Source organism: Tepidibacillus fermentans, assembly GCF_004342885.1.
GTDB lineage: Bacteria > Bacillota > Bacilli > Tepidibacillales > Tepidibacillaceae > Tepidibacillus > Tepidibacillus fermentans.
In genome coordinates, this window is the sequence record NZ_SMAB01000005.1 from 1 (window position 1) to 21171 (window position 21171).

The following is a 21171-nucleotide window of genomic DNA, read 5'->3' on the forward strand; positions in this document are numbered from 1 at the left end:
GTGCTTACGCTTAGTGTCCTCCTCATCCAGACAACAGAAATTCCGTTATCTGGATGAAGAGGTTATTTTTTCTCCCACAATAATTTTACTCATACCTAATTGGGGTTTGTATCAAAACATAAAAAAGCACCCCGAAGGATGCCAATATCTACCTTTTGGTCTAGTCCCATTCTAATAGATTGGAAGCAGACTAATGATTTTAACCACTTTTCCTCCTAACGAAGAACGGAAGAGGCCATCCTTACATATGTATGGCGCTTTCCTCTGACTGCAATAGAATAATTCATGATATTTTCAGGAATGGCGATTCCCGCGTACCCTGCATCACCTATATGATAAAGATCAGCACCAGCCATTTTGCTATTTAAGGCAATTTGCCGAATTGTTGCCTCATCAGCTCCTTCTTGACTTGTTCCTATTGTTAACAATGCTAGGGCGCCGTTTTTGTGTATAAATCTTATTAATCTTTGCGATGACTCTATCGTAATACCCGGAACTGTTCCAGGTGAAGGTAATAAAATAATATCTGCACCAGCTTCAATAAAACCCTGAATATCTTCTTCTTTTACGATCTCTTCTCCTGTTTCTCCCTCAACCCCAGCTCCATGCATCTTTCCTGCTATAATCAAACCATCCTTGCCAAAAACGTGTCTAGCAGTTTCAATCGCCTTCTTTATTTCAAGATTGGTTACCCCTGTTTTTGGATTACCCGTTAAACAAACGAAATCAAAACCTAAGTGCTTAGCTTCCAGTAACGTTTTTTCCGAAGCAATTCTACCTTCAGGTAATTCGATAAGTTGTTCCAATTGTTTTGCTTTTGGATCTACAGGTTCTAAATTTAATCCCACAGGTCGGCCAATTAATTCTTTTAATTTTTGGATTATAGCTGATGGATTATCTACTGCGAAACCTTGAATCGATGGTCGGAAAACATTGAAGAGATTTAGTAATATCATGTCCGCGCCAAAAGCTGCAGCGATTTCAACATTGGTTACACTTGGATACAACGGTTGTACGGTACCGATAACCTCGGAAACAATAACACGACCTTCTGAAGCTTTTATCGCTTGTTTAAGATCTTGTCCTTTCATCTTTTTAAAATCTGATGCAGTACAATCTAATAATCTTTTCATTTTTTATCCTCCATTACATCATTCTCATGGCATTTGCTAAAAACTCTACATCTGTACCCACAATAACTTGAATTTCCGTAGAACTTAGCTTTATAACTCCTTTACTCCCAAGCCTTTTTAATCCATCATCATCTACTTTTGTAATATCTTTAATTCTAAGACGTAAACGAGTCACACAATTATCTAAATGGACAATATTATCTTTTCCACCTAACGCTTCGTAGTATTTCACTGCCAAATCCTCATATTTCTTTGATCCTGTCGATGAATTCGTATCTTGCAGTTCTTCATCTTCGCGACCAGGTGTTTTCAAGTCCATCACCTTGATTAAGAAATAGAAAATAACGAAATAGATTAGACCATAAACCAATCCAAAAGCAAAAAGTAACCATGGCCTTGTAGCTAATCCAAGATTTAAGAAGAAGTCAATGGCACCAGCCGAGAATGTAAAACCATGATGAATTCCTAGCAAGTAAGCGGTAGCCATTGAAATACCTGTTAGAACAGCGTGAACAAAATATAAAATTGGTGATAAAAACATGAAAGCAAATTCAATTGGTTCGGTAATACCTGTTAAAAATGAAGTTAAGGCAACCCCAATTAACATCCCAGCAACTGCTTTACGTCGATGTTTTTTAGCAGTAGCAATCATAGCAAGCGCTGCAGCAGGGAGTCCAAACATCATGACTGGGAAAAATCCTGCCATAAAGATACCGGCGGAAGGGTCTCCAGCAAAGAACCGATTTAGGTCACCTGTTTTGCCTCCATACTCACCGAATACAAACCAAACTAAACTATTAAGAACATGGTGTAATCCTACAGGTATTAACAAACGATTTAAGAAACCAAAAATTCCCACCCCTAATGCTCCTGCTCCTACAATCCATTCTCCTACAGAATTGATCCCATGTTGTATTCCTGGCCAAATATATCCAAAGATACCTGCTAGAACTAACATAGCAAAGGATGTGATAATTGGGACAAATCGTTTACCTCCAAAAAACCCTAACCAATCAGGCAATTTCACATCATGATAACGATTATATAAAAGACCTGCAACAATACCAGCAATAATTCCACCTAAAACCGCCATATTGATCTCTTCGTTGATGGCAGTGGCACCTTTAGTTAAAACAAAATAGCCGACCGCCCCTGCTAAACCTGCTGAACCATTCCCATCCTTTGATAATCCTACCGCAACACCGATTGCAAAAAGCAATGCTAAATTGGAAAATACGGCATCTCCTGCAGCTGCAATAAAAGGAATATTTAATAAATCCGGTTGTCCTAAACGTAACAATAAACCTGCTGCAGGCAAAACAGCAATTGGGAGCATTAATGCTTTACCAATTCGTTGTAAAAAACCTAACATAATAATACCCCTTTCTTTTGTTTATTTTTTATTGAAAAAGCGATAAATCGCTTCTTTCAATCTTCCATTCGCTTGACTTAAATAATATTTAGCTTGTTCCTTAGTACCTTGGGTTAAAGCGACAAATATTGCCGTTTTTAAATCATTTTCACTTTGTTCAAATAAATCTTTTGCTTGAACTTCTGATAAATTCGTCAATTCAATTAAAGTGGATATTGCTCTTTTTACCAGTTTCTTATTTATTAACTGCATATCTACCATTTGATTCTGATAAACCTTACCTAAACGAACCATTGTAGCAGTAGAAAGCATATTTAAAATCATTTTTTGAGCTGTTCCAGCCTTTAATCTTGTTGAACCTCGAATCACTTCTGGACCAACAATTGCTTCGATTCCAAACTTACTCATTTTTGAAGCTTTAGTCCTTTCATTATTACTAATTGAAATTGTTAATGCCCCAATATTATTACCAAATGTAAGGGCGGAGAGAACATATGGTGTAGAGCCACTAGCACTTACTCCAATAATTACGTCGTTTGCTGAAAGCAAGTTTTTTTGTAATTCTTCAATCACCTGTTTTTCATCGTCTTCATTTCCCTCTAAAGGATTCCACATGGCTTCATATCCTCCAGCAATGAGCCCTATCCATCTTCCCGATTCAATTGAGAAAGTTGGGATTAACTCAACTGCATCAAGAACTCCAAGTCGTCCACTCGTTCCAGCCCCAACAACAAAGCATCTTCCCCCTTTTTGCCAACGGTCAACGATCGCATCAACAGCTTTTGCAACTGTTGGAAGGGTTTTTTCTATGGCAAGATAAATTTTTTTATCTTCTTCTGCCATTAGAGTAATAATCTCCAAAGAACTCATTTCATCAATTCTTAAACTTTTCTGGTTAGTCTGTTCTGTAATCGTTTTCTTTTCACCCATCATTTTACCCTCGGCATATCAATGATAAATTTGTATCGATCGGCACGATAGATAGATTTAACTACTTCTAATGGCTTTCCATCTTCAAGATAGCTGTATCTTTGAATCAATAATACAGGGGCTCCCTCGTGAATATCTAATATTTCACTTTCGGTTTTTCTAGCTATTGACGCCTCAAGGATTTGGGTTCCATGGCCAATCTTCATTTTTAAGGTATTTTCAATATATTCATACAAAGATCCGTTAACGATTTCTTTACTTAATCCTTTTACTAGATCTACTGGTAAATATGAGACCTCATAAGCCATCGGGATACCATCTGCTAAACGAACTCGTTTTACTTCAAAGATGAGAGTTCCTTCTTCAATTGCTAATTTACTAGCAATCCCATGACTACTAGGAATGATCTTAAAATCTATTAACTTTGTACTTGGCTCCATTCCTCTTGTTTTCATATCCTCTGAAAAACTTGTTAATCCCTTTAATGTTTGCTCAATTTTTTGTCTTGCTACATAGGTGCCTTTGCCTTGTTTACGAATCAGATAACCGTCATTTACAAGACTATTGATAGCTTGTCGTACTGTCATTCTACTTATTTCATATTTTTCGGAAAACTCCCGTTCTGAAGGAATTAAATCACCCGCTTTTAATTCCTTCTTTTCAATCATTTCTTTAATGATTTCTTCAAGCTGATAATAGATGGGTAACGGAGAATTTTTATCGATCATAAACACCAACCTTTTCCATTTTCTTAATGACAGACATTGCTTTTGCGTCTGCAATAATAGTCACATTCGGATGCTTTTTTGGCCAATGCTTTGTAATCTTCTACCTCAATGATTTTCATATTCCTTTTCCTCCTTCCCGGTTGTATGCTAATTCGCCTCTACAAAATGTCATAACGACTTGATTGTTTTCATCCAGCACAACGAGATCAGCATCCTTGCCAACTTTAATACTGCCTTTTCGATCAAATACATTCAGTTGTTTTGCTGGATTCGTTGAACTCATATATATGATGTCTTCCAACGTGCAATCCGTAAACTCCATCATATTTCTTATGGAATCCTTCATTTTTAAAATGCTCCCGGCTAATGTGCCATCTTTTAAGGTTGCCTGTTGATCACGAACAAATACTTCTTGCCCTCCTAATTGATAGACACCATTTCCTAAACATTTTGCTCTCATCGCATCTGTTACGAGTACGATCCCTTCTTTTCCCTTTTGTTGAAAAATCAATTTAACCATTTCTGGTCGTACGTGAATCCCATCTACAATCAGTTCCGCTTTGACTTGATCATGTAATAAAACTGCTCCAACAACCCCGGGTTCGCGGTGATGTAGACCACGCATTCCGTTAAATAGATGGGTAGCATGAGTAACCCCCGCTTTGATTGCTTCTACCGCTTCATCATATTTAGCATCAGAATGTCCAATAGAAGCAACAACACCTGTTTCGCGCAAATAAGCAGTTAGCTCTAATCCTCCCTCTCTTTCAGGGGCTAAAGTTACCAGTTTAATCTGATTCTCTGATATAGTCTGCCATTGTTTAAATCGTTTGATGTCTGGTTCAGTAATGGCATGGGGAGGTTGTGCTCCTGCTCTTTTCACTGAGATAAACGGCCCTTCGAGATGAACTCCTAAAACCTCAGCTTTTCCCGCATTATTTTCTTTTTTCATATAATTAGCTACATTGATCAGGGCTCGTTCAATTTCTTCTTCCTCTTTTGTAATCGTCGTAGCTAAGAAGCTGGTTGTACCTTCCTTTGGCAAAGCACTTGCAATCGTTTCAATCGCTTCAATGGTAGCATCCATTGTATCTGCACCTGCTGCACCATGAATATGAAGGTCGATCATTCCAGGAATCAATTTATACTCATTTGGAAACTGAATCACTTCAATACCATTTATATCTTGAAAGTTATCCATCTTACATATTTCCGATATTTTACCATTTTCAACTCGAATGTATCCTTTTTCAATCTTCGCTTCTTCCTCGAAAATGGTCACATTTGCAATAATAAAGCGGTTTTTTTTTGAAATCATGCTGTTAAAACTCCTTTTAATTTTCTATATTTATCTTATCATTAAGATAACTAGATGTCTATACCACTTGTAAATAAAAAAAATTTTTCTGTAATCATCAAAAAGAGGAGATTTTTCTCTCCCCTGTTCTAGTTTTATTTCATATACAATATTCTTATGCATTCGGTTTTAATGTCAAATATTCTCAATAATCATTTCACATATTTCATGAGTTTTCAAAGCATCATCCATCATTTCTGTTGTTGATCGATCTTCTCGAATAATATCGATAAATTCATTGATGATATCGATAAATCCTCTTCGATATAACGTTGGTTCCCAATCATTCCCAAAAAATCTTTTCTCTTCTCCATTCTCGTATTGAATGGTTTCTAATAAGTTTCTAACCACCCATTTCTTTTTAGGAACGATATATTCAAGTACCTCTTCATTAACCCCATGGTCACGGTTTGTCATTCCAATTGATGTAAAATCTTTCCCTTTAAACTTTACAACAAGTTGATGTAACTTCCCATCCTGAATGAAAGAATCGACATCAATTTCCTCAATCTTATCTCCTGATAAAAATCTTAGGGTATCAACAACATGAATAAAATCATCATAAATAACCTCTCGTATTTCTTTCATCTTATTTACCCTGTTTTTTTGCATAATAATGATTTTTGGGCCTTGAATCGTTTGTAAATTCTTGTACATTGGGGCGTAACGACGATTAAACCCCACCATGAATTTTACATTTTGGTCTTTAGCCAGTTGAATAATTTCCCTTGTTTCTTTCATTGAATAAGAAATCGGTTTGTCCACGTAAACATGTATTTTATTTTTTAATAATTTCTCAATAATCGGCACATGTGCTTCTGTTGCTGAATGAACAAAGGCAGCATCTACATTTCGATCAATGAGTTCATCTACATGATTTAATCGGTGAGTAACTCGGTATTTATCTGCTAAAAAGTTTAATCTTTCATTATTTCTCGTTACAAATACAATATCAATCCCTTTAATCGTGCTTATAACGGGCAGATATGCCTTTTCTGCAATGTCACCTAAGCCTATTACACCTATTTTCAAGATGATCTTCCTCCTTTAAAGAATGTTTATTCTTCCATAAAATACTTTTTCACTGTTTGAAAAATATATTGGTTGCCTATTTCATTGGGATTATATCCGTTCTTTAAGAGAACCTGAGTTAAAGCTCGACCATCTTCTAGTCTTAGTTTTTCAAATCCTTCATAGATATCAATAAAATCCCAACCTTTTGAATGAATAAATTCTTTTGATCGTTGTAAATAATCTTTCGGTTTTAAACCTAAGGAGTTACTACCCATTTCTGTCGTACGGTTTGGAGAAAGGAGGATGATTTTGGCATTTGCTGATTTTTCTTGAAACTGCTCCATGATTTTTTCTAAGTTTGCTAGTGTAGTCTCAATTGGAATATTTTTGCGATAATCATTCAATACACCTGTTTCAAAAAGGATTACCGTCGGAACTTGTTGGCTCACTTCCTCTGCCTTATTCTATTCTAAAATCTCTGATGTGGTAAGAGAATCATAATCGGTCAACATATAACTCAGTTGTTCTAAACCCTTGACATTCGTTTGAAGATCATTTTGTAATAACGAGACCCATAATTTCTCTTTTGGAATTGGTGATTTTTCTGATATACTACTTCCCAAAACCGAAATTCGAGCTGAACCATATTGTTTTGATTCGCTCACTAAAGATTCAAGAAGTTTTAGATTTGCTACATCCGACTTTGAATTTTCCTCATTAGATCCTTGATCTTTATTTCGCCCTTGATCTCCATTCGTTTTAGGCTCAATATTTGCTGCTATGGCTTGATTTTTATTCCTTTGTTCAAAATAAATATTTCCAAATACAATAACCGTTATCGTAGATAAGAATAGAAGAATAATGAGTAAATATTGTAGCTTTTTTGCGGTATCTTTCCGATTCATCGTTTTCTCTCCTAAAGTCATTCTATAGATTATTGGAGTTTGGAAATGATGTCCAATTATCTCTTATGGTAGCGATAATTGGCTTTATTTTCAAGAAAAAAAAGAAGCACTCACAAGCGATTGCTATCTATGTTTCCTTTTGTCAGAATCAAACGGACTAGAAATCTCAGATGATATCCCCTTTATGTTCTTCAGGTATAATAAATAGAGCAATGATGTAAGCCAAGATTAGTGGAAATAAACCTGTAGGGATAACTAACAAAGCATAGACGAGTCTGACAACTGTTACATCAATGTTAAAATACTCCGCAACTCCACCTAGCACCCCACCAACCATCCGATATCGCCTCGATCTACGTAACCTTTTCATCAATTTTTCACCCTTTCCTACTTACACTGTACATTTATTATAACGCATCCCCATTTATTCGATCGATACTTCAACTTTCTCATTCCAATTTACAATCTTAATGAAATGAATGTTCTAAAAAAACACCTGTATAAGATTTACAACACTACGAGGTAGCTTCGATAAACTGTTCAATCTTTTTTTCTGCGCGTCTACGATCTCGCTCCAATACTGGTTTTAGATATTTCCCAGTATACGACTCGGCTACATTTACAATTTCTTCGGGGGTACCTGTCGCAACAACGGTCCCTCCACCATCTCCACCTTCTGGACCTAAATCGATAATATAGTCTGATGTTTTGATGACATCAAGATTATGCTCAATCACAAGAACAGTATCTCCATTGTCAACTAATCGATGAAGCACCTGCAATAATCTTGCAACATCATCCATATGAAGTCCTGTTGTTGGTTCATCAAGAATATACAACGTTCTTCCGTTACTACGGCGATAAAGTTCAGATGCAAGTTTCACCCTTTGCGCTTCCCCGCCAGATAAAGTAGTAGCCGGTTGGCCTAATTGAATATATCCTAAGCCGACATCATAAAGAGTTTGTAATTTTCTTTGAATCCGGGGGATGTTTTTGAAGAATTCCAGTGCATCTTCTACCGTCATATCAAGAACATCTGCAACAGTTTTTCCCTTATATTTCACTTCCAACGTTTCGCGGTTATACCGTTTTCCTTTACAAACTTCACAAGGTACATAAACATCTGGTAGGAAATGCATCTCGATTTTAATGATCCCATCACCGCGACATGCCTCACAACGGCCACCTTTCACATTAAAACTAAAACGTCCTTTCTTATATCCTCTGATCTTCGCTTCTTGAGTTGTCGCAAAAACATCACGGATATCATCAAATACTCCTGTATAAGTTGCTGGATTAGAACGAGGTGTCCGACCAATCGGTGATTGGTCAATCGCAATTACTTTATCAAGATGTTCCATTCCTTCAATTTTTTTATACTGTCCTGGTTTTTCTTTTGCATGGTTTAATTCCTTCGCTAGAGCTTTATGCAGAATCTCGTTTACCAGTGTACTTTTCCCAGAACCAGAAACACCGGTTACACTCGTAAAGACTCCTAATGGTATTTCGACGGTAATATTTTTTAGGTTATTCTCTTTTGCACCTACTATTTTTAGCCATTTTCCATTTGGTTTTCTTCGTTCACTTGGCACAGGAATATATTTTTTCCCACTTAAATATTGTCCTGTTAACGATCTGTCATTCTTCATAATCTCCTGTGGTGTACCTTGTGCCGTAACATAACCACCATGGACTCCTGCACCTGGGCCAATATCAATAATATAATCGGCTGCTAACATCGTATCCTCATCATGTTCAACCACAATCAAGGTATTGCCAAGGTCCCTCATCCGTTCTAGGGTTTTAATGAGTCGGTCATTATCTCGTTGATGCAAACCGATACTTGGTTCATCAAGGATATAGAGTACTCCCATTAAACTAGACCCGATTTGGGTTGCTAGACGAATCCGTTGTGCTTCTCCACCAGAAAGGGTACCTGCTGAACGACTTAATGTAAGATAATCCAGTCCTACATTTGCTAAAAAGGAAAGGCGGGATTGAATCTCCTTTAAAACTAATGAGGCAATGGTTTTTTCTTTTTCTGTTAACTCTAGTTCTTCAAAAAATCGAATCGCTTCTTTAATCGATAGATCAGTCACATATGCGATGTTTTTGCCGCCAATGGTTACCGACAACACCTCTTTTTTAAGTCTTGTCCCATGACAAGTGGGACAAGGTTTATGACTCATATATTGTTCGATATGATCACGTACATAATCCGAAGCCGTTTCCTTATATCTTCTTTCAAGGTTTGGTATAACTCCTTCAAAGGGTACATAAGCCTCTTTTACTTGTCCAAAATCATTTTCATAACGAAAACGAATCTTTTCCCCCTCACTACCATAGAGAATCAAATGTAATTGTTCTTTTGATAGTTCTTCTACTGGGATATCCATCTCGATCCCAATATGATTACAAATCGATTCAAGCAATTGCGGATAATAATTGGAGCTACTACCAGCCCAAGGATCAATCGCTCCCTCGGCTAATGTCCGTTTTGGATCAGGAATCACAAGGTCTGGGTCCACTTCCATGTTGCTTCCAAGACCATCGCAAGTCGGACAAGCTCCATAAGGACTATTAAAGGAAAACATTCTTGGCGAAAGTTCATCCATACTGAAACCACAAATTGGGCAAGCTAATTTTTGACTAAATAATAGTTCTTCTTCGCCCATGATTTCAACAATCACTTGACCATCTGCCAATTGTAAGGCAGTTTCTAAGGAATCAGCTAACCTTGTTGCAATATCTGGTTTAAGAATAATACGATCAACGACGACTTCAATCGTATGTTTTTTGTTCTTTTCAAGCTTGATTTCTTCACCAAGATCATGGACCTCATCATCGATACGAACGCGAACAAATCCCTCTTTTTTGATCTGTTCCAATACCTTTACGTGTTCCCCTTTACGTCCTTTTACAATTGGAGCTAAGATTTGAATTTTTGTCCGTTCAGGATAGGTTAGGATCCGATCCACCATTTGGTCAATCGTTTGAGCAGAGATTTCTACCCCATGTTCAGGACAATGTGGTTCTCCAATTCTAGCAAATAACAATCGCAAATAATCATAGATTTCTGTTACAGTTCCTACCGTCGAACGAGGATTACGGCTTGTTGTCTTTTGGTCAATCGAGATCGCTGGAGAAAGACCTTCGATCGAATCAACATCAGGTTTATCCATCTGACCAAGAAATTGTCTCGCATAGGCTGAAAGTGATTCAACATAGCGACGCTGTCCTTCTGCATAAATCGTATCAAAGGCTAAAGATGATTTTCCTGAGCCACTTAACCCTGTTAACACAACAAATTGGTCTCGTGGAATAGATACTTCGATATTTTTCAGGTTATGAACCCTTGCACCTTTGATTTCAATCGATTCTCTTGCCATTTTTAATCTCCTTCCGCCTTCAATTCAAGTAAGATGTCACGCAATTCGGCTGCCCGTTCGAAATTTAATTCTCTTGCAGCAGCACGCATTTCTTTTTCGATTCGTTCGATCATTTGCAGACGTTCTTTTTTCGAAAGTTTTTTCTTTGTCTTGCCATAATCAGCTTTATCTTCTGCAACTTTTACGGCTTCGATGACATCGCTAATCTTCTTTTTAATCGTCATTGGCGTAATACCATGTTCTGCATTATATGCCATTTGGATCCCCCGACGTCGATTCGTTTCATCGATTGCCACTTTCATTGAATCCGTAATTTTATCGGCATACATAATCACTTTGCCATTGGCATTCCGTGCTGCACGTCCAATCGTTTGGATTAAAGATCGCTCCGAACGCAAGAATCCCTCTTTATCCGCATCTAAGATTGCAACAAGGGAAACCTCAGGAATGTCTAATCCTTCACGCAAAAGATTGATCCCGATTAAGACATCAAATTCACCTAAACGTAATTCACGGATAATTTGCATTCTCTCTAATGTCTTAATATCTGAATGGAGGTAACGAACCTTAATCCCTATTTCTTTTAAATAGTCTGTTAAGTCTTCTGCCATCTTTTTCGTTAATGTTGTAACTAATACTCGTTCATCCCGTCTGATTCGTTCTTGAATTTCGCCGATCAAATCATCAATCTGTCCTTTGATTGGTCTTACTTCAATCTCTGGGTCTAACAGTCCTGTTGGTCGGATAATCTGCTCGACAACTTCTGACGATTGTTCTAATTCGTACGGGCCAGGTGTTGCTGAAACATAAATAATCTGATGAATATGCTTTTCAAATTCATCAAACTTCAATGGTCGGTTATCTAATGCGGATGGTAGACGAAAACCGTGCTCAACCAATACTTCTTTTCGCGCTCTATCCCCGTTATACATTCCTCGAATCTGTGGAATCGTAACATGGGACTCATCAATGATCATAAGAAAATCATCAGGGAAATAGTCTAATAAAGTATTTGGAGTCGATCCAGCGGGTCTTCCCTCTAGATGTCGGGAATAGTTCTCGATTCCAGAACAAAAACCCACTTCTTGCATCATTTCAATATCATATCTTGTCCGTTGTTCTAATCGTTGCGCTTCTAATAATTTTCCTTTATCTCGCAGAACCTTTAATCGTTCTTCTAATTCTGTTTCAATGTTCTTGATCGCTTTTCTCATTTTATCTTCACGAGTGACGAAATGAGAAGCAGGGAAAATGGCCACATGCTCCCGATCACCAATAATTTCTCCTGTGAGGACATCGATTTCACGAATTCGTTCAATTTCATCTCCAAAAAATTCAATTCGTACGGCTTGCTCTCCTCGAGATACAGGGAAAATTTCCAAAACATCTCCGCGAACCCGAAAAGTACCACGGACAAAATTCATGTCATTTCGTTGATATTGAATATCCACCAACTTACGAAGGATTTCTTTCATGTCTTTTTCCATTCCTACACGTAGAGAAAGAACAAGATTACGATACTCTTCGGGTGAACCTAAGCCATAGATACTAGAAACACTAGCAACAATGATGACATCTTTACGTTCAAATAGTGCACTGGTTGCTGAGTGACGTAATTTATCAATTTCATCGTTAATCTTTGCATCTTTTTCAATATAGGTATCTGTTTGTGGAACATAAGCTTCAGGTTGATAATAATCATAGTAGCTTACAAAATATTCAACCGCATTATTTGGAAAAAATCCCCTAAACTCACTAGCTAATTGAGCAGCTAATGTTTTATTATGGGCAATGATTAATGTTGGTTTATTTACTCTTGCAATGACATTCGCCATTGTAAAGGTTTTTCCTGTACCCGTCGCCCCTAGTAGGATTTGATGCTTTTTATTTTCTTTTATCCCTTGAACTAAAGCTTCAATTGCTTTAGGTTGATCTCCTTGTGGTTGAAAATCTGATTTTAATTGGAAGATTTGCTCCATCACTAATCTCCCCTTTCTCATTTCGTATAAAAATACTGATTCAAATGAATATACTAAAATAATATTATAACATATCCATAGTGAAAATTAGAATTTCACCAGTAATTGACAAAATATAGATGATGATTTTTCGCCGTTTTTAAGAACAAGCGTTCCTCTATCATTATAGGCTTTTTGTCAACGATTTTCAAATCTTATTGCTGGCTTATAAGTTCTAATGCTGCTCCGATACTTCCTGTCTTTCCTAAAAAAAAGGGTCGGAAGAAAAGCTTGCTCTAAAAAAACTAGCTTATAGAACATATAAGCCAGTGATATGACGGATGGTTTGTATATTACACGAACAACGAAGCGCGTTGGAAGATACAAACCACTATGCAATTACTTCCAAAACCTTACGCTTCAATCCGTTAAAAAAGGCCACCTCATCTGGTAGCCTAGATCAATCATATTTTTATGTTTAAGCGCTTCGGGAAACTTTAGTTACTTTCTGCTTCAATAATTGCAATAAATTCGTATCTTTCACCTCAATATAATAAGGAGCTTTATCATCGGGTGCAAGTAAAATACCTAACTGATGATGATCCCCGGCATATAAAGAATGTTGTACTAATTTAACGTGACCTGCTTCATTAATGACTTCTAACTTCGTAAAAGCAGGTTGTAATTGGAGTGCATCATATAACTCAGTACGGGTAGTAACCTGCATACCATTCACCTTTTTAATTACTTCACCTGCTTTCACTCCCATTCGATCAGCAGGACTATTTGGAATTACGGCTAATATCTTCAAACCATCTGTTGGATGAACATATAATGGTGGCAATGCTCTTTCCTTACGTTTCCCCCACAAATGAATTCCTTCATGAGCAAGTCCCGCAAAAATTGAAGCAATGAATTGAAACGGCGCCCATCGCTCAGCTAGAAATGCCATCACCAGTAACAACGTGCTATAAATAATAAGGTAGTTTGCTGATATCTTACTTTTCTTATAGGGAGAATAAACGGTCGTCAATTCAGAATAGCCAATGAGGACAGGAACAGGGAACAAAGAGAAAGTAGTTGCTGCGCCAAAGATCGGCCACCAAGATCCAATCTGAACCGAATTCATCGTAACATCTCCTGTTGCTACGAGAAGAAATAAAGGAGCAAGCCAGAAAGATTGAATCGAATATCCACCTATCAACTTCCCCCGTTTGGTTTCAACAAATAATGGGGTTGCTTGTTTTCCAGCTTGAAGCCGAATCAATATCCCCTCTACAAGATGTAAAATCGCTACGATTGCGATTAAAGAAGGAACATGAATACTCTTAAGTTCAATCCAAATCGGTTGAAGAAAAGAAGAATTGGGACTAGGAAATAACTGAATCATGGAAACAAGTAAACCTAAAATCCCAGTAGAATAAGATAAACAAAGAAAACGAATATGAAAAAGAGTTAGGATTCCAGTAATCAACCAAAGCAGCCACATCCCATTTGGTTGAAAAACGACACCTAATCCAACCATGAATGCGGAAGCAATAACCCCACCTAAGAACCCGTATGCAAGTGAAAGGATGACTTCTTGTGAAAGTGAATGAATCCGTGCACTAAATAGTTTCCGTTCTAACTGAATTTGTCTTCTATATTGTAATACAAGAAGTAGTATCCCGATATAGAATAAAGGTTGTAAAAATAATGTTCCGATTTGCATGAACAGCTCCTGTAGAATAGGCATTCTTCCTTTTCCTCCTTAAAATGAGAAAACCACAAAACATAACGTTTTGTGGTTATAATTTCGACATTTCCCAATCGATTCCTGCTTATTTGATGAATTTTAACAATGTCTCGATTGCTGCCTTCAATTGCAGATCATTTTCAGGATTTTTGATCCGTTCTATGATTTTATTTTGTAATTGATTAGCAGTTTGTTGATCGACAATACCATTAACTGCTAAACCATTTGCCCGCTGAAATGCCATGACTGCTTTTTCCGTTCCTTCGTCAAAATAGCCATCCATTCTTCCAGGATTATACCCAATCCCTGTAAGAATCAATTGCAGATTTTTGACATCACTATTATTCATATCTGGTTTAAGATAGACATTTTCAGGGAATGGCGTAGCATGAAAATAATCAGGTTGGGAAATTTTCACATTTGGGATAATTCCTTTACCATTAATCCAATTTCCTTTTGGAGTTAACCATTTCGCAACGGTTAATTTTAAATTACTTCCATCGGACAATTCAAAGGGATTTTGGACCGTACCTTTTCCATAACTATTTTCACCAACAATCGGATAATTCCCAGCTTCTTGTAAGGCACCCGCTAATATCTCAGAAGCGCTGGCACTTCCATTATTAATTAATGCAACGATGGGATACTTCGCCGATTCCATCTCAGACCGATAGCTTTGTCTTCTCTTGTTTCGGTCTTCAATTTGAACAATAATACCGTGGTTTGGAATTATTAGATTACCAATTTCCAATACACTTTGCAAATAACCACCTGGATTTCCCCGTACATCAATTATTAAACCTTTGATGTTTTGGCTTTCTAGTTCTTTTAAGGTTTTAGCAAAATCATCGGCTGTTTTCTCGGCAAAATTAGAAATTTCAATTTTCCCGATCAACCCTTTTGCTGTATTGATTGTACTTCCATGTACAGTTTCAATCGGAATCTCATCACGAATCACCGTCACAGTGATTGGTTTTTCCATTCCATAACGAAGAATCTCCAGTTCTGCCTTCGTACCTTTAGGGCCTCTTATTTTATTGACTGCCTCAAAAAGATTTAATCCTTCTAATGATTCACCGTTCACTTTTAGGATTTGATCACGAGGACGTAATCCGGCTTTTTCCGATGGACTCCCTTTAATTGGGGCAATGATAGTCACTTTACCATTCTCAATTGTCACTTCTGCTCCAATTCCCTCAAAGGAGGAATCTAATGTACTGTAAAAATCTTTTGCTTCTTTTGCATTCATATAGGTTGAATGAGGATCTCCTAGTGTTTCAACCATTCCTCGAATGGCCCCGTCAACTAATTCCTTTCCATCCTTTTTCACCACATAAGAGTTCAGGATGGTGTTGTAAGCAGAAACGAATTTATCCATATCCTTAGGGATTTGTTTTCCATACCCTATGGATGTCGATCCTTCACCAATCAATGATCCAAGGTTTGGATTCATGCGAATAACGATGATTGTTAAAAAACTACTCAAGACCATCGTTACCACTAAAAGTACCGCTAACGTACGGCCCCTCATCTTCATGCCACGCACCACCTTTTTTCAGTCTGTTCTCATTATATGATGGGCATGTACAAAATATTATCTAATTATCTTAAATATGTCCATGGACTAATTGCTGAACCGTTTTTCCGTACTTCAAAGTGAAGATGGGGCCCTGTTGACCTTCCTGTAGAGCCAACCTCAGCAATTTTTTGACCTTTTTTCACCGCTTGACCAACACTTACATTAATTCCACCATTTCGTATATGGCCATATAACGTTTGAATTCCGCTTCCATGGTCGATCATCACCACATTTCCATATCCATTCATCGTAGATGCAACAATGACAACACCATCATCAGGCGCAATGATTGTAGTCCCTTGAGGTGCTGGAATATCTAGACCAGCATGGAATTTTCTCGTTTTGTAAATAGGGTGAATTCGCCAACCAAAATTGCCATTGGGAGATATGCGACTATATCCAGGTACAGGCCAAGCGAATTTTCCGCCATTATAGGCTACAGGCAGTTTATTTTGCTTCTTTAATGCTTCTGCTTGTGCAGCAGCTAACTGATCCAATAATCTTGCTTCTTCTTCTGTCGCTTCATTAAAGTCTTCTTGTTCTTGTCGCAATTTCGTTACTAATTGTTGTTGAGCCGAATCTAGAGAAGCCATTCTTACTTTTTGTTTTTTCTGTTCAGCTAGCAATTCGCTTTTTGTTTGCTCTAATTCTGCATATAGTTTCTTTAGATTCGTCAACGACTGATCAATCTCTTTTTTCTTTTGAGCGACGATGTCTCGATCTTTCTTATTTTCTTCTAAGATTTTCTTATCTGATTCAATAATTTGTTGAATGGCATCAAATCGTTGAACAAAATCAGAAAAGCTATCCGCTGACAAAAGAACTTCGAGATAATCGACATCCCCATGCTTGTACATTAAACGCACACGATCTTTTAATAACTGATCTCTTTCTTTCAATCGCTGTTCTGCCTGTTCTAACTCTACCGCTGCTTTTTTTGCATTAGCTTGTACTTCTTCAATTTGTATTTCTAAATTTCCTAATTTTTGTTCTTGCTGATCAATTTTTTTGGCTATGGATAAGACTTCTTGTTCCGTAACTTTTTTATTGTCCTTAATTTGATTAATTTGGTTACTTAAATCCTTTTTCTGTTGTTCCGATTGTTGTTTTTCTTTACGGATCGCTTCAATTTTTTTCTTTAATTCAGAAATCGTATCTGCTTTTACTGGTGTTGTAAAAGGAATCATGAAAGACATTAACATGGTTAAAGTTAATAGTAACGGTATCCATCTTTTTCTCATCATCCGTTTTTTCCACTCCCTTACAACTTTTTAATTATATTTTTAAGAAACGTCGAACAGACATCATGCTTCCCCAGATCCCAATAAACGCACCAATTCCGATTAATAATCCGGAAATTTGGTAGGCTAATGGATATAAAGGAAGAAACTTAATAAATGATATCGATAGACTCATATTCATCTGTTCTAGTAAATATCGGTAACCTAGGATGATTACGAGAATCGGTAGAATAGAACCCAGAATTCCTAGTAATAGACCTTCTACGAAAAATGGCCATCGAATAAACCAATTGGTTGCCCCTACTAATTTCATGATTTGAATTTCTCGTCTTCTTGAATAAATTGTAATTTTTATTGTGTTGGAAATTAAGAACATGGCTGTAAAAGCAAGTCCAATAATAAAGACGATTCCAATATTTCGAATCCAGTCGGTAATTTTAAATAGTCTTGAAATCGTTGTTTTTCCATAATCCACATCTTCTACGAAATTCAATTTGGCAATCTTCAAGGCTACTTCTTCGGTTTTTCTCGGATCTTTCGCCTGTACTACAAATGTATCATTCAATGGATTATCTTTATCTAATCCATCTAAAAGATCTGCATCCTTACCAAAACGCTCTTTTAGTTTTTTTAGGCCCTCTTCTTTAGAAATAAAAACTAACGACTTTACACCCTCTATATTTTTTATTTCGTTTTCAACGGCTTTTATTTGACTGTCGTTAATTTTTAAATCCAAAGAAACGACAATTTCTACTTGATTTTCTACTAAATTAGCCATATAGTTGATATTCATCGCTAGTAGTAGAAATACACCCAGAATAAGCAATGTAACCGTTACTGCACTAATCGAGGCAAAAGTCATCCAACCATTTCGTCCAATATTCTTTAATCCCTCTTTGAAGTGTCTTCCTATTGTACTAATTCTCATAGCCATATTCACCCCGCTGCTGATCTCTGACGACTTGGCCATTTTCAATCGCTATGACTCTTTTTCTCATCTGATTGACGATTTCTCGATTATGTGTTGCCATAACAACTGTAGTTCCACTAAAATTAATTTTTTCAAACAAATCCATAATTTCCCAAGAGGTATCAGGATCTAAATTACCGGTTGGCTCATCTGCGATAATAATAGAAGGGTTATTCACAAGGGCACGTGCCAAAGCTACTCGTTGTTGTTCTCCACCTGATAATTGATTTGGAAAAGCTTTTAATTTATCCGGTAGTCCTACTAATTCTAGTACTTCTGGCACACGTTTACGAATCTTACTTTTTGAAGCTTCAATCACTTCCATCGCAAAGGCGACATTCTCATATACAGTAAGGTTAGGAAGCAAACGATAATCTTGGAAAACCACACCAATATTACGACGAATCATTGGGATTTGTCTTTCTTTTATACGATCTACGTTAAAACCATTAATAAAAATCTCACCTTTTGTTGGTTTTTCTTCACGGTACATTAATTTGATGAAGGTCGATTTTCCTGCACCACTTGGGCCTACAACATATACAAACTCACTTCGATTAATTTTTATATTAATTCCTTGAAGAGCATTAACACCATTTGGGTATGTCTTCCATACATCAAACATTTCAATCATTCATTTTCACATCCTTTAATCATTCTGAGCTGCAATAACCAAGTCTTGTTTTACCATTCGACATTATCATGTAAAATCCCTTTTTTTATAGCAATGTAAATTATGTTTTTTGAGGGGCTTTTTACCATAAACGACAAATTTTCATCTTTTCGTCATATGATTTGCTAGAAAAAGTATTTCCTAGGAAATTTTTTGGCGAATGATTCTAAATTATGTAGTAAACCGTGGTCTCTATTAAAACGGACTTGTCGAAATAAAAGTTTCATATAAATAGGCTTGTATGATTTTGGGAGTGTATTCACGTTAAAAAAGCCTTTACCAACTTCGTGATAAAGGCTTGGAATCTACCATTTCCTCAGATTCTACTCCTCTTCTATCGATTGGGCGATTTCATCAAGTAATTGAATAATCTCATTCGAATAACCTTCTAGTTCCTTTAACTTCTGTTCAGCTAATGCTAGATCTCCCTTTGAATAGGCGATAGCTGCTTCTTTTGCTGTTTGATGGACAAGTCGATGCGGCACTTCCATCCTTTGATAGGTCGTTAAATTTTTAAAACGACTAGCTTGTTGACTATAATACCATTTCCCTAAACGACATTGTTTCTCACTTTGAATAGAATCTGTATCAACTTGGACATAACCTAACAACATATTGTAGATCCGCCATTTCCATAATAGATGATCAGTTTTGGCTAAGTTTAATAACCCTTTCTCATTCACTTGAATTCCAATTTGATCGATACTCTTCCGTAATCTTTCAGACATTGTACTTAAATGATAAATCGCTTCTCCAGTAGCGATACCTTTTTCTTTTCCAACACGAATTAATTCATCAATCTTCTGATTTTGTTCTGTGATCTGAGCAGTTGCGGCAGCTTGTTCTTGATTCGCCGCAGCAATCCCTTGCATGGATTCGCTGATTTGATTAAATGTATCAATAATCTGCACTAACTGTTGAATCGCCTGTGTTGATTCTTGAACACCGTGGTTGACAATCTTCCCCGTTTCAAGAATCCATGATTTAATAGAGTCTGCATCAGATACTAATTCCTGAATGATCGTCGATATGGAACCCACCGATTCCTTCGAATGTTCAGATAACTTACGTACTTCTTGAGCCACAACAGAAAAACCAAGTCCATGTTCTCCAGCTCTTGCCGCTTCAATATTTGCATTTAATGCTAATAAATTGGTCTGATCAGCAATATCGCGGATGAATTGGATCATGCTTTCCATTTGTGAAATTTTTTTCGCAAAATCATGAATAGCAACAATCACTTTTTCGTATTGATCTTCTAACTTGGCCATTTCCTGCAAGGCATCTTCAATCACTTTCTGCCCTTTTTTTGCTTCTGATACGGATTGATGAGAAAAGTCAGCTGCTGAATTGGAAGTCGATGCAACTTCCTCGACTGCCGAATTAATCTCCTGAATCATTTGTTGAATTCCCGACGACAATTGTACTTGTTGATCAAGTGATTCTAAAAGTCCTTTCACCTGATCAATTTGAGCATTATAGAAGACTAACTCAGATATACCATTTGAAAATAATGATACGAGATGGGTTGTATACATTTCGACCCAAACCATTTGACAGAGCATCATTAATTTTTGAAAATAGCGTAATTTAGGTGCGACCATTCTCCAATCAGATTCTGAAAGAAGCTGTTCTTGAATCGTATCTATTATCGTTTCTGTAGCACCGATGAGCCAATCGGGTTGAAGTTTCGTTTCAAGTAGTAATTCGACGATTTTCCATTGCTTTTTTCGAAAATACTGTCCATTTTCCACCATTAGTTCATTCAAAAATAATGAAATATATTGTTGCCAAGTACTTGTTTGAAAACCCTCACCTACAATCTCTTTGACTTTCTCTAATAGTCTCTGTTCAATGATTGATTGATGCTTCTGAATCAGTTGGCAAAACTCTGCTTGAAGTTCAGGATTTAATTCTTCAAATCCGATGTATCTCATTTTTTCGCGAACCTTTGATTCTAAATCCTCTATATGATTTATTTCACTTATGAATTTCGATTGAACACCTTGAACTTTATGTTTCCAAAACCAACCCATGATTTTTCCCCCTTACAATAATCACGCCACCATCATCTATACAAAAATTAGACAATGTTCGACTTTTTCCTGCACATTTTTTAGAAAATTTTGTGGAATTTTTGAAGGTGACATAGCCCCATCTTTAAATTATATCAAGATATCGGCTTGT

General features: G+C 36.8%; 17 protein-coding genes. All 17 read right to left on the reverse strand.

The window, feature by feature from the left end; genetic code table 11:
• Positions 1-215 precede the first annotated feature (215 nt).
• Positions 216-1133, reverse strand: a complete 918-nt coding sequence (locus EDD72_RS04395; RefSeq protein WP_132767635.1) for a DUF7916 family protein — start codon at positions 1131-1133, stop codon at positions 216-218.
• 13 nt (positions 1134-1146) lie between these two features.
• Positions 1147-2505 carry an N-acetylglucosamine-specific PTS transporter subunit IIBC gene (gene nagE, locus EDD72_RS04400; RefSeq protein ID WP_132767637.1) on the reverse strand — a complete coding sequence of 453 codons (1359 nt, stop codon included), beginning with the start codon at positions 2503-2505 and terminating at the stop codon, positions 1147-1149.
• 21 nt (positions 2506-2526) lie between these two features.
• Entirely contained in the window at positions 2527-3435 is a 909-nt protein-coding gene (gene murQ, locus EDD72_RS04405) for an N-acetylmuramic acid 6-phosphate etherase (protein WP_132767639.1), read from the reverse strand.
• Positions 3435-4163, reverse strand: a complete 729-nt coding sequence (locus EDD72_RS04410; protein WP_132767641.1) for a GntR family transcriptional regulator — start codon at positions 4161-4163, stop codon at positions 3435-3437. The genes murQ and EDD72_RS04410 overlap by 1 nt, the downstream gene beginning before the upstream one ends.
• A gap of 115 nt (positions 4164-4278) precedes the next feature.
• On the reverse strand, positions 4279-5481 hold the full coding sequence (gene nagA / locus EDD72_RS04415) for an N-acetylglucosamine-6-phosphate deacetylase (RefSeq protein WP_132767643.1): 1203 nt from the start codon (positions 5479-5481) through the stop codon (positions 4279-4281).
• 174 nt (positions 5482-5655) lie between these two features.
• Complete coding sequence (locus tag EDD72_RS04420; RefSeq protein ID WP_132767645.1) at positions 5656-6552, reverse strand: Gfo/Idh/MocA family protein; 897 nt, start codon at positions 6550-6552, stop codon at positions 5656-5658.
• A 26-nt stretch (positions 6553-6578) separates the two neighbouring features.
• Positions 6579-6983 (reverse strand): SGNH/GDSL hydrolase family protein, encoded by a 405-nt coding sequence (locus EDD72_RS04425; protein ID WP_132767648.1) that lies wholly within the window; start codon positions 6981-6983, stop codon positions 6579-6581.
• Between the two features lie 15 nt (positions 6984-6998).
• Positions 6999-7439, reverse strand: a complete 441-nt coding sequence (locus EDD72_RS04430) for a hypothetical protein (protein WP_132767650.1) — start codon at positions 7437-7439, stop codon at positions 6999-7001.
• 166 nt (positions 7440-7605) lie between these two features.
• A complete protein-coding gene (locus EDD72_RS04435; RefSeq protein WP_207893640.1) occupies positions 7606-7809 on the reverse strand; it encodes a PspC domain-containing protein in 204 nt (67 codons plus the stop codon).
• A gap of 145 nt (positions 7810-7954) precedes the next feature.
• A complete protein-coding gene (uvrA, locus tag EDD72_RS04440) occupies positions 7955-10828 on the reverse strand; it encodes an excinuclease ABC subunit UvrA (RefSeq protein WP_132767654.1) in 2874 nt (957 codons plus the stop codon).
• A gap of 2 nt (positions 10829-10830) precedes the next feature.
• Entirely contained in the window at positions 10831-12807 is a 1977-nt protein-coding gene (gene uvrB / locus EDD72_RS04445; RefSeq protein WP_132767656.1) for an excinuclease ABC subunit UvrB, read from the reverse strand.
• 457 nt (positions 12808-13264) lie between these two features.
• Positions 13265-14521 carry a PDZ domain-containing protein gene (locus EDD72_RS04450; RefSeq protein ID WP_132767658.1) on the reverse strand — a complete coding sequence of 419 codons (1257 nt, stop codon included), beginning with the start codon at positions 14519-14521 and terminating at the stop codon, positions 13265-13267.
• 85 nt (positions 14522-14606) lie between these two features.
• Positions 14607-16058: a S41 family peptidase gene (locus tag EDD72_RS04455; RefSeq protein WP_279388084.1), complete on the reverse strand. Its 1452-nt coding sequence runs from the start codon at positions 16056-16058 to the stop codon at positions 14607-14609.
• A 65-nt stretch (positions 16059-16123) separates the two neighbouring features.
• Entirely contained in the window at positions 16124-17341 is a 1218-nt protein-coding gene (locus EDD72_RS04460; protein ID WP_165894965.1) for a murein hydrolase activator EnvC family protein, read from the reverse strand.
• Positions 17342-17375: 34 nt separating this feature from the next.
• Complete coding sequence (ftsX, locus tag EDD72_RS04465) at positions 17376-18269, reverse strand: permease-like cell division protein FtsX (RefSeq protein ID WP_132767663.1); 894 nt, start codon at positions 18267-18269, stop codon at positions 17376-17378.
• A complete protein-coding gene (ftsE, locus tag EDD72_RS04470; RefSeq protein ID WP_132767665.1) occupies positions 18259-18945 on the reverse strand; it encodes a cell division ATP-binding protein FtsE in 687 nt (228 codons plus the stop codon). The genes ftsX and ftsE overlap by 11 nt, the downstream gene beginning before the upstream one ends.
• Before the next feature lie 362 nt (positions 18946-19307).
• Entirely contained in the window at positions 19308-21020 is a 1713-nt protein-coding gene (locus EDD72_RS04475; protein ID WP_132767667.1) for a methyl-accepting chemotaxis protein, read from the reverse strand.
• Between the last annotated feature and the right edge of the window lie 151 nt (positions 21021-21171).

Bases quoted from the DNA above. Each gene is read 5' to 3' on its own strand.
- EDD72_RS04395 (WP_132767635.1), bottom strand. From the start codon at position 1,133: ATGAAAAGATTATTAGATTGTACTGCATCAGATTTTAAAAAGATGAAA.
- nagE (WP_132767637.1), bottom strand. From the start codon at position 2,505: ATGTTAGGTTTTTTACAACGAATTGGTAAAGCATTAATGCTCCCAATT.
- murQ (WP_132767639.1), bottom strand. From the start codon at position 3,435: ATGGGTGAAAAGAAAACGATTACAGAACAGACTAACCAGAAAAGTTTA.
- EDD72_RS04410 (WP_132767641.1), bottom strand. From the start codon at position 4,163: ATGATCGATAAAAATTCTCCGTTACCCATCTATTATCAGCTTGAAGAA.
- nagA (WP_132767643.1), bottom strand. From the start codon at position 5,481: ATGATTTCAAAAAAAAACCGCTTTATTATTGCAAATGTGACCATTTTC.
- EDD72_RS04430 (WP_132767650.1), bottom strand. From the start codon at position 7,439: ATGAATCGGAAAGATACCGCAAAAAAGCTACAATATTTACTCATTATT.
- EDD72_RS04435 (WP_207893640.1), bottom strand. From the start codon at position 7,809: ATGAAAAGGTTACGTAGATCGAGGCGATATCGGATGGTTGGTGGGGTG.
- uvrA (WP_132767654.1), bottom strand. From the start codon at position 10,828: ATGGCAAGAGAATCGATTGAAATCAAAGGTGCAAGGGTTCATAACCTG.
- uvrB (WP_132767656.1), bottom strand. From the start codon at position 12,807: ATGGAGCAAATCTTCCAATTAAAATCAGATTTTCAACCACAAGGAGAT.
- EDD72_RS04450 (WP_132767658.1), bottom strand. From the start codon at position 14,521: ATGCCTATTCTACAGGAGCTGTTCATGCAAATCGGAACATTATTTTTA.
- EDD72_RS04455 (WP_279388084.1), bottom strand. From the start codon at position 16,058: ATGAAGATGAGGGGCCGTACGTTAGCGGTACTTTTAGTGGTAACGATG.
- EDD72_RS04460 (WP_165894965.1), bottom strand. From the start codon at position 17,341: ATGAGAAAAAGATGGATACCGTTACTATTAACTTTAACCATGTTAATG.
- ftsX (WP_132767663.1), bottom strand. From the start codon at position 18,269: ATGAGAATTAGTACAATAGGAAGACACTTCAAAGAGGGATTAAAGAAT.
- ftsE (WP_132767665.1), bottom strand. From the start codon at position 18,945: ATGATTGAAATGTTTGATGTATGGAAGACATACCCAAATGGTGTTAAT.
- EDD72_RS04475 (WP_132767667.1), bottom strand. From the start codon at position 21,020: ATGGGTTGGTTTTGGAAACATAAAGTTCAAGGTGTTCAATCGAAATTC.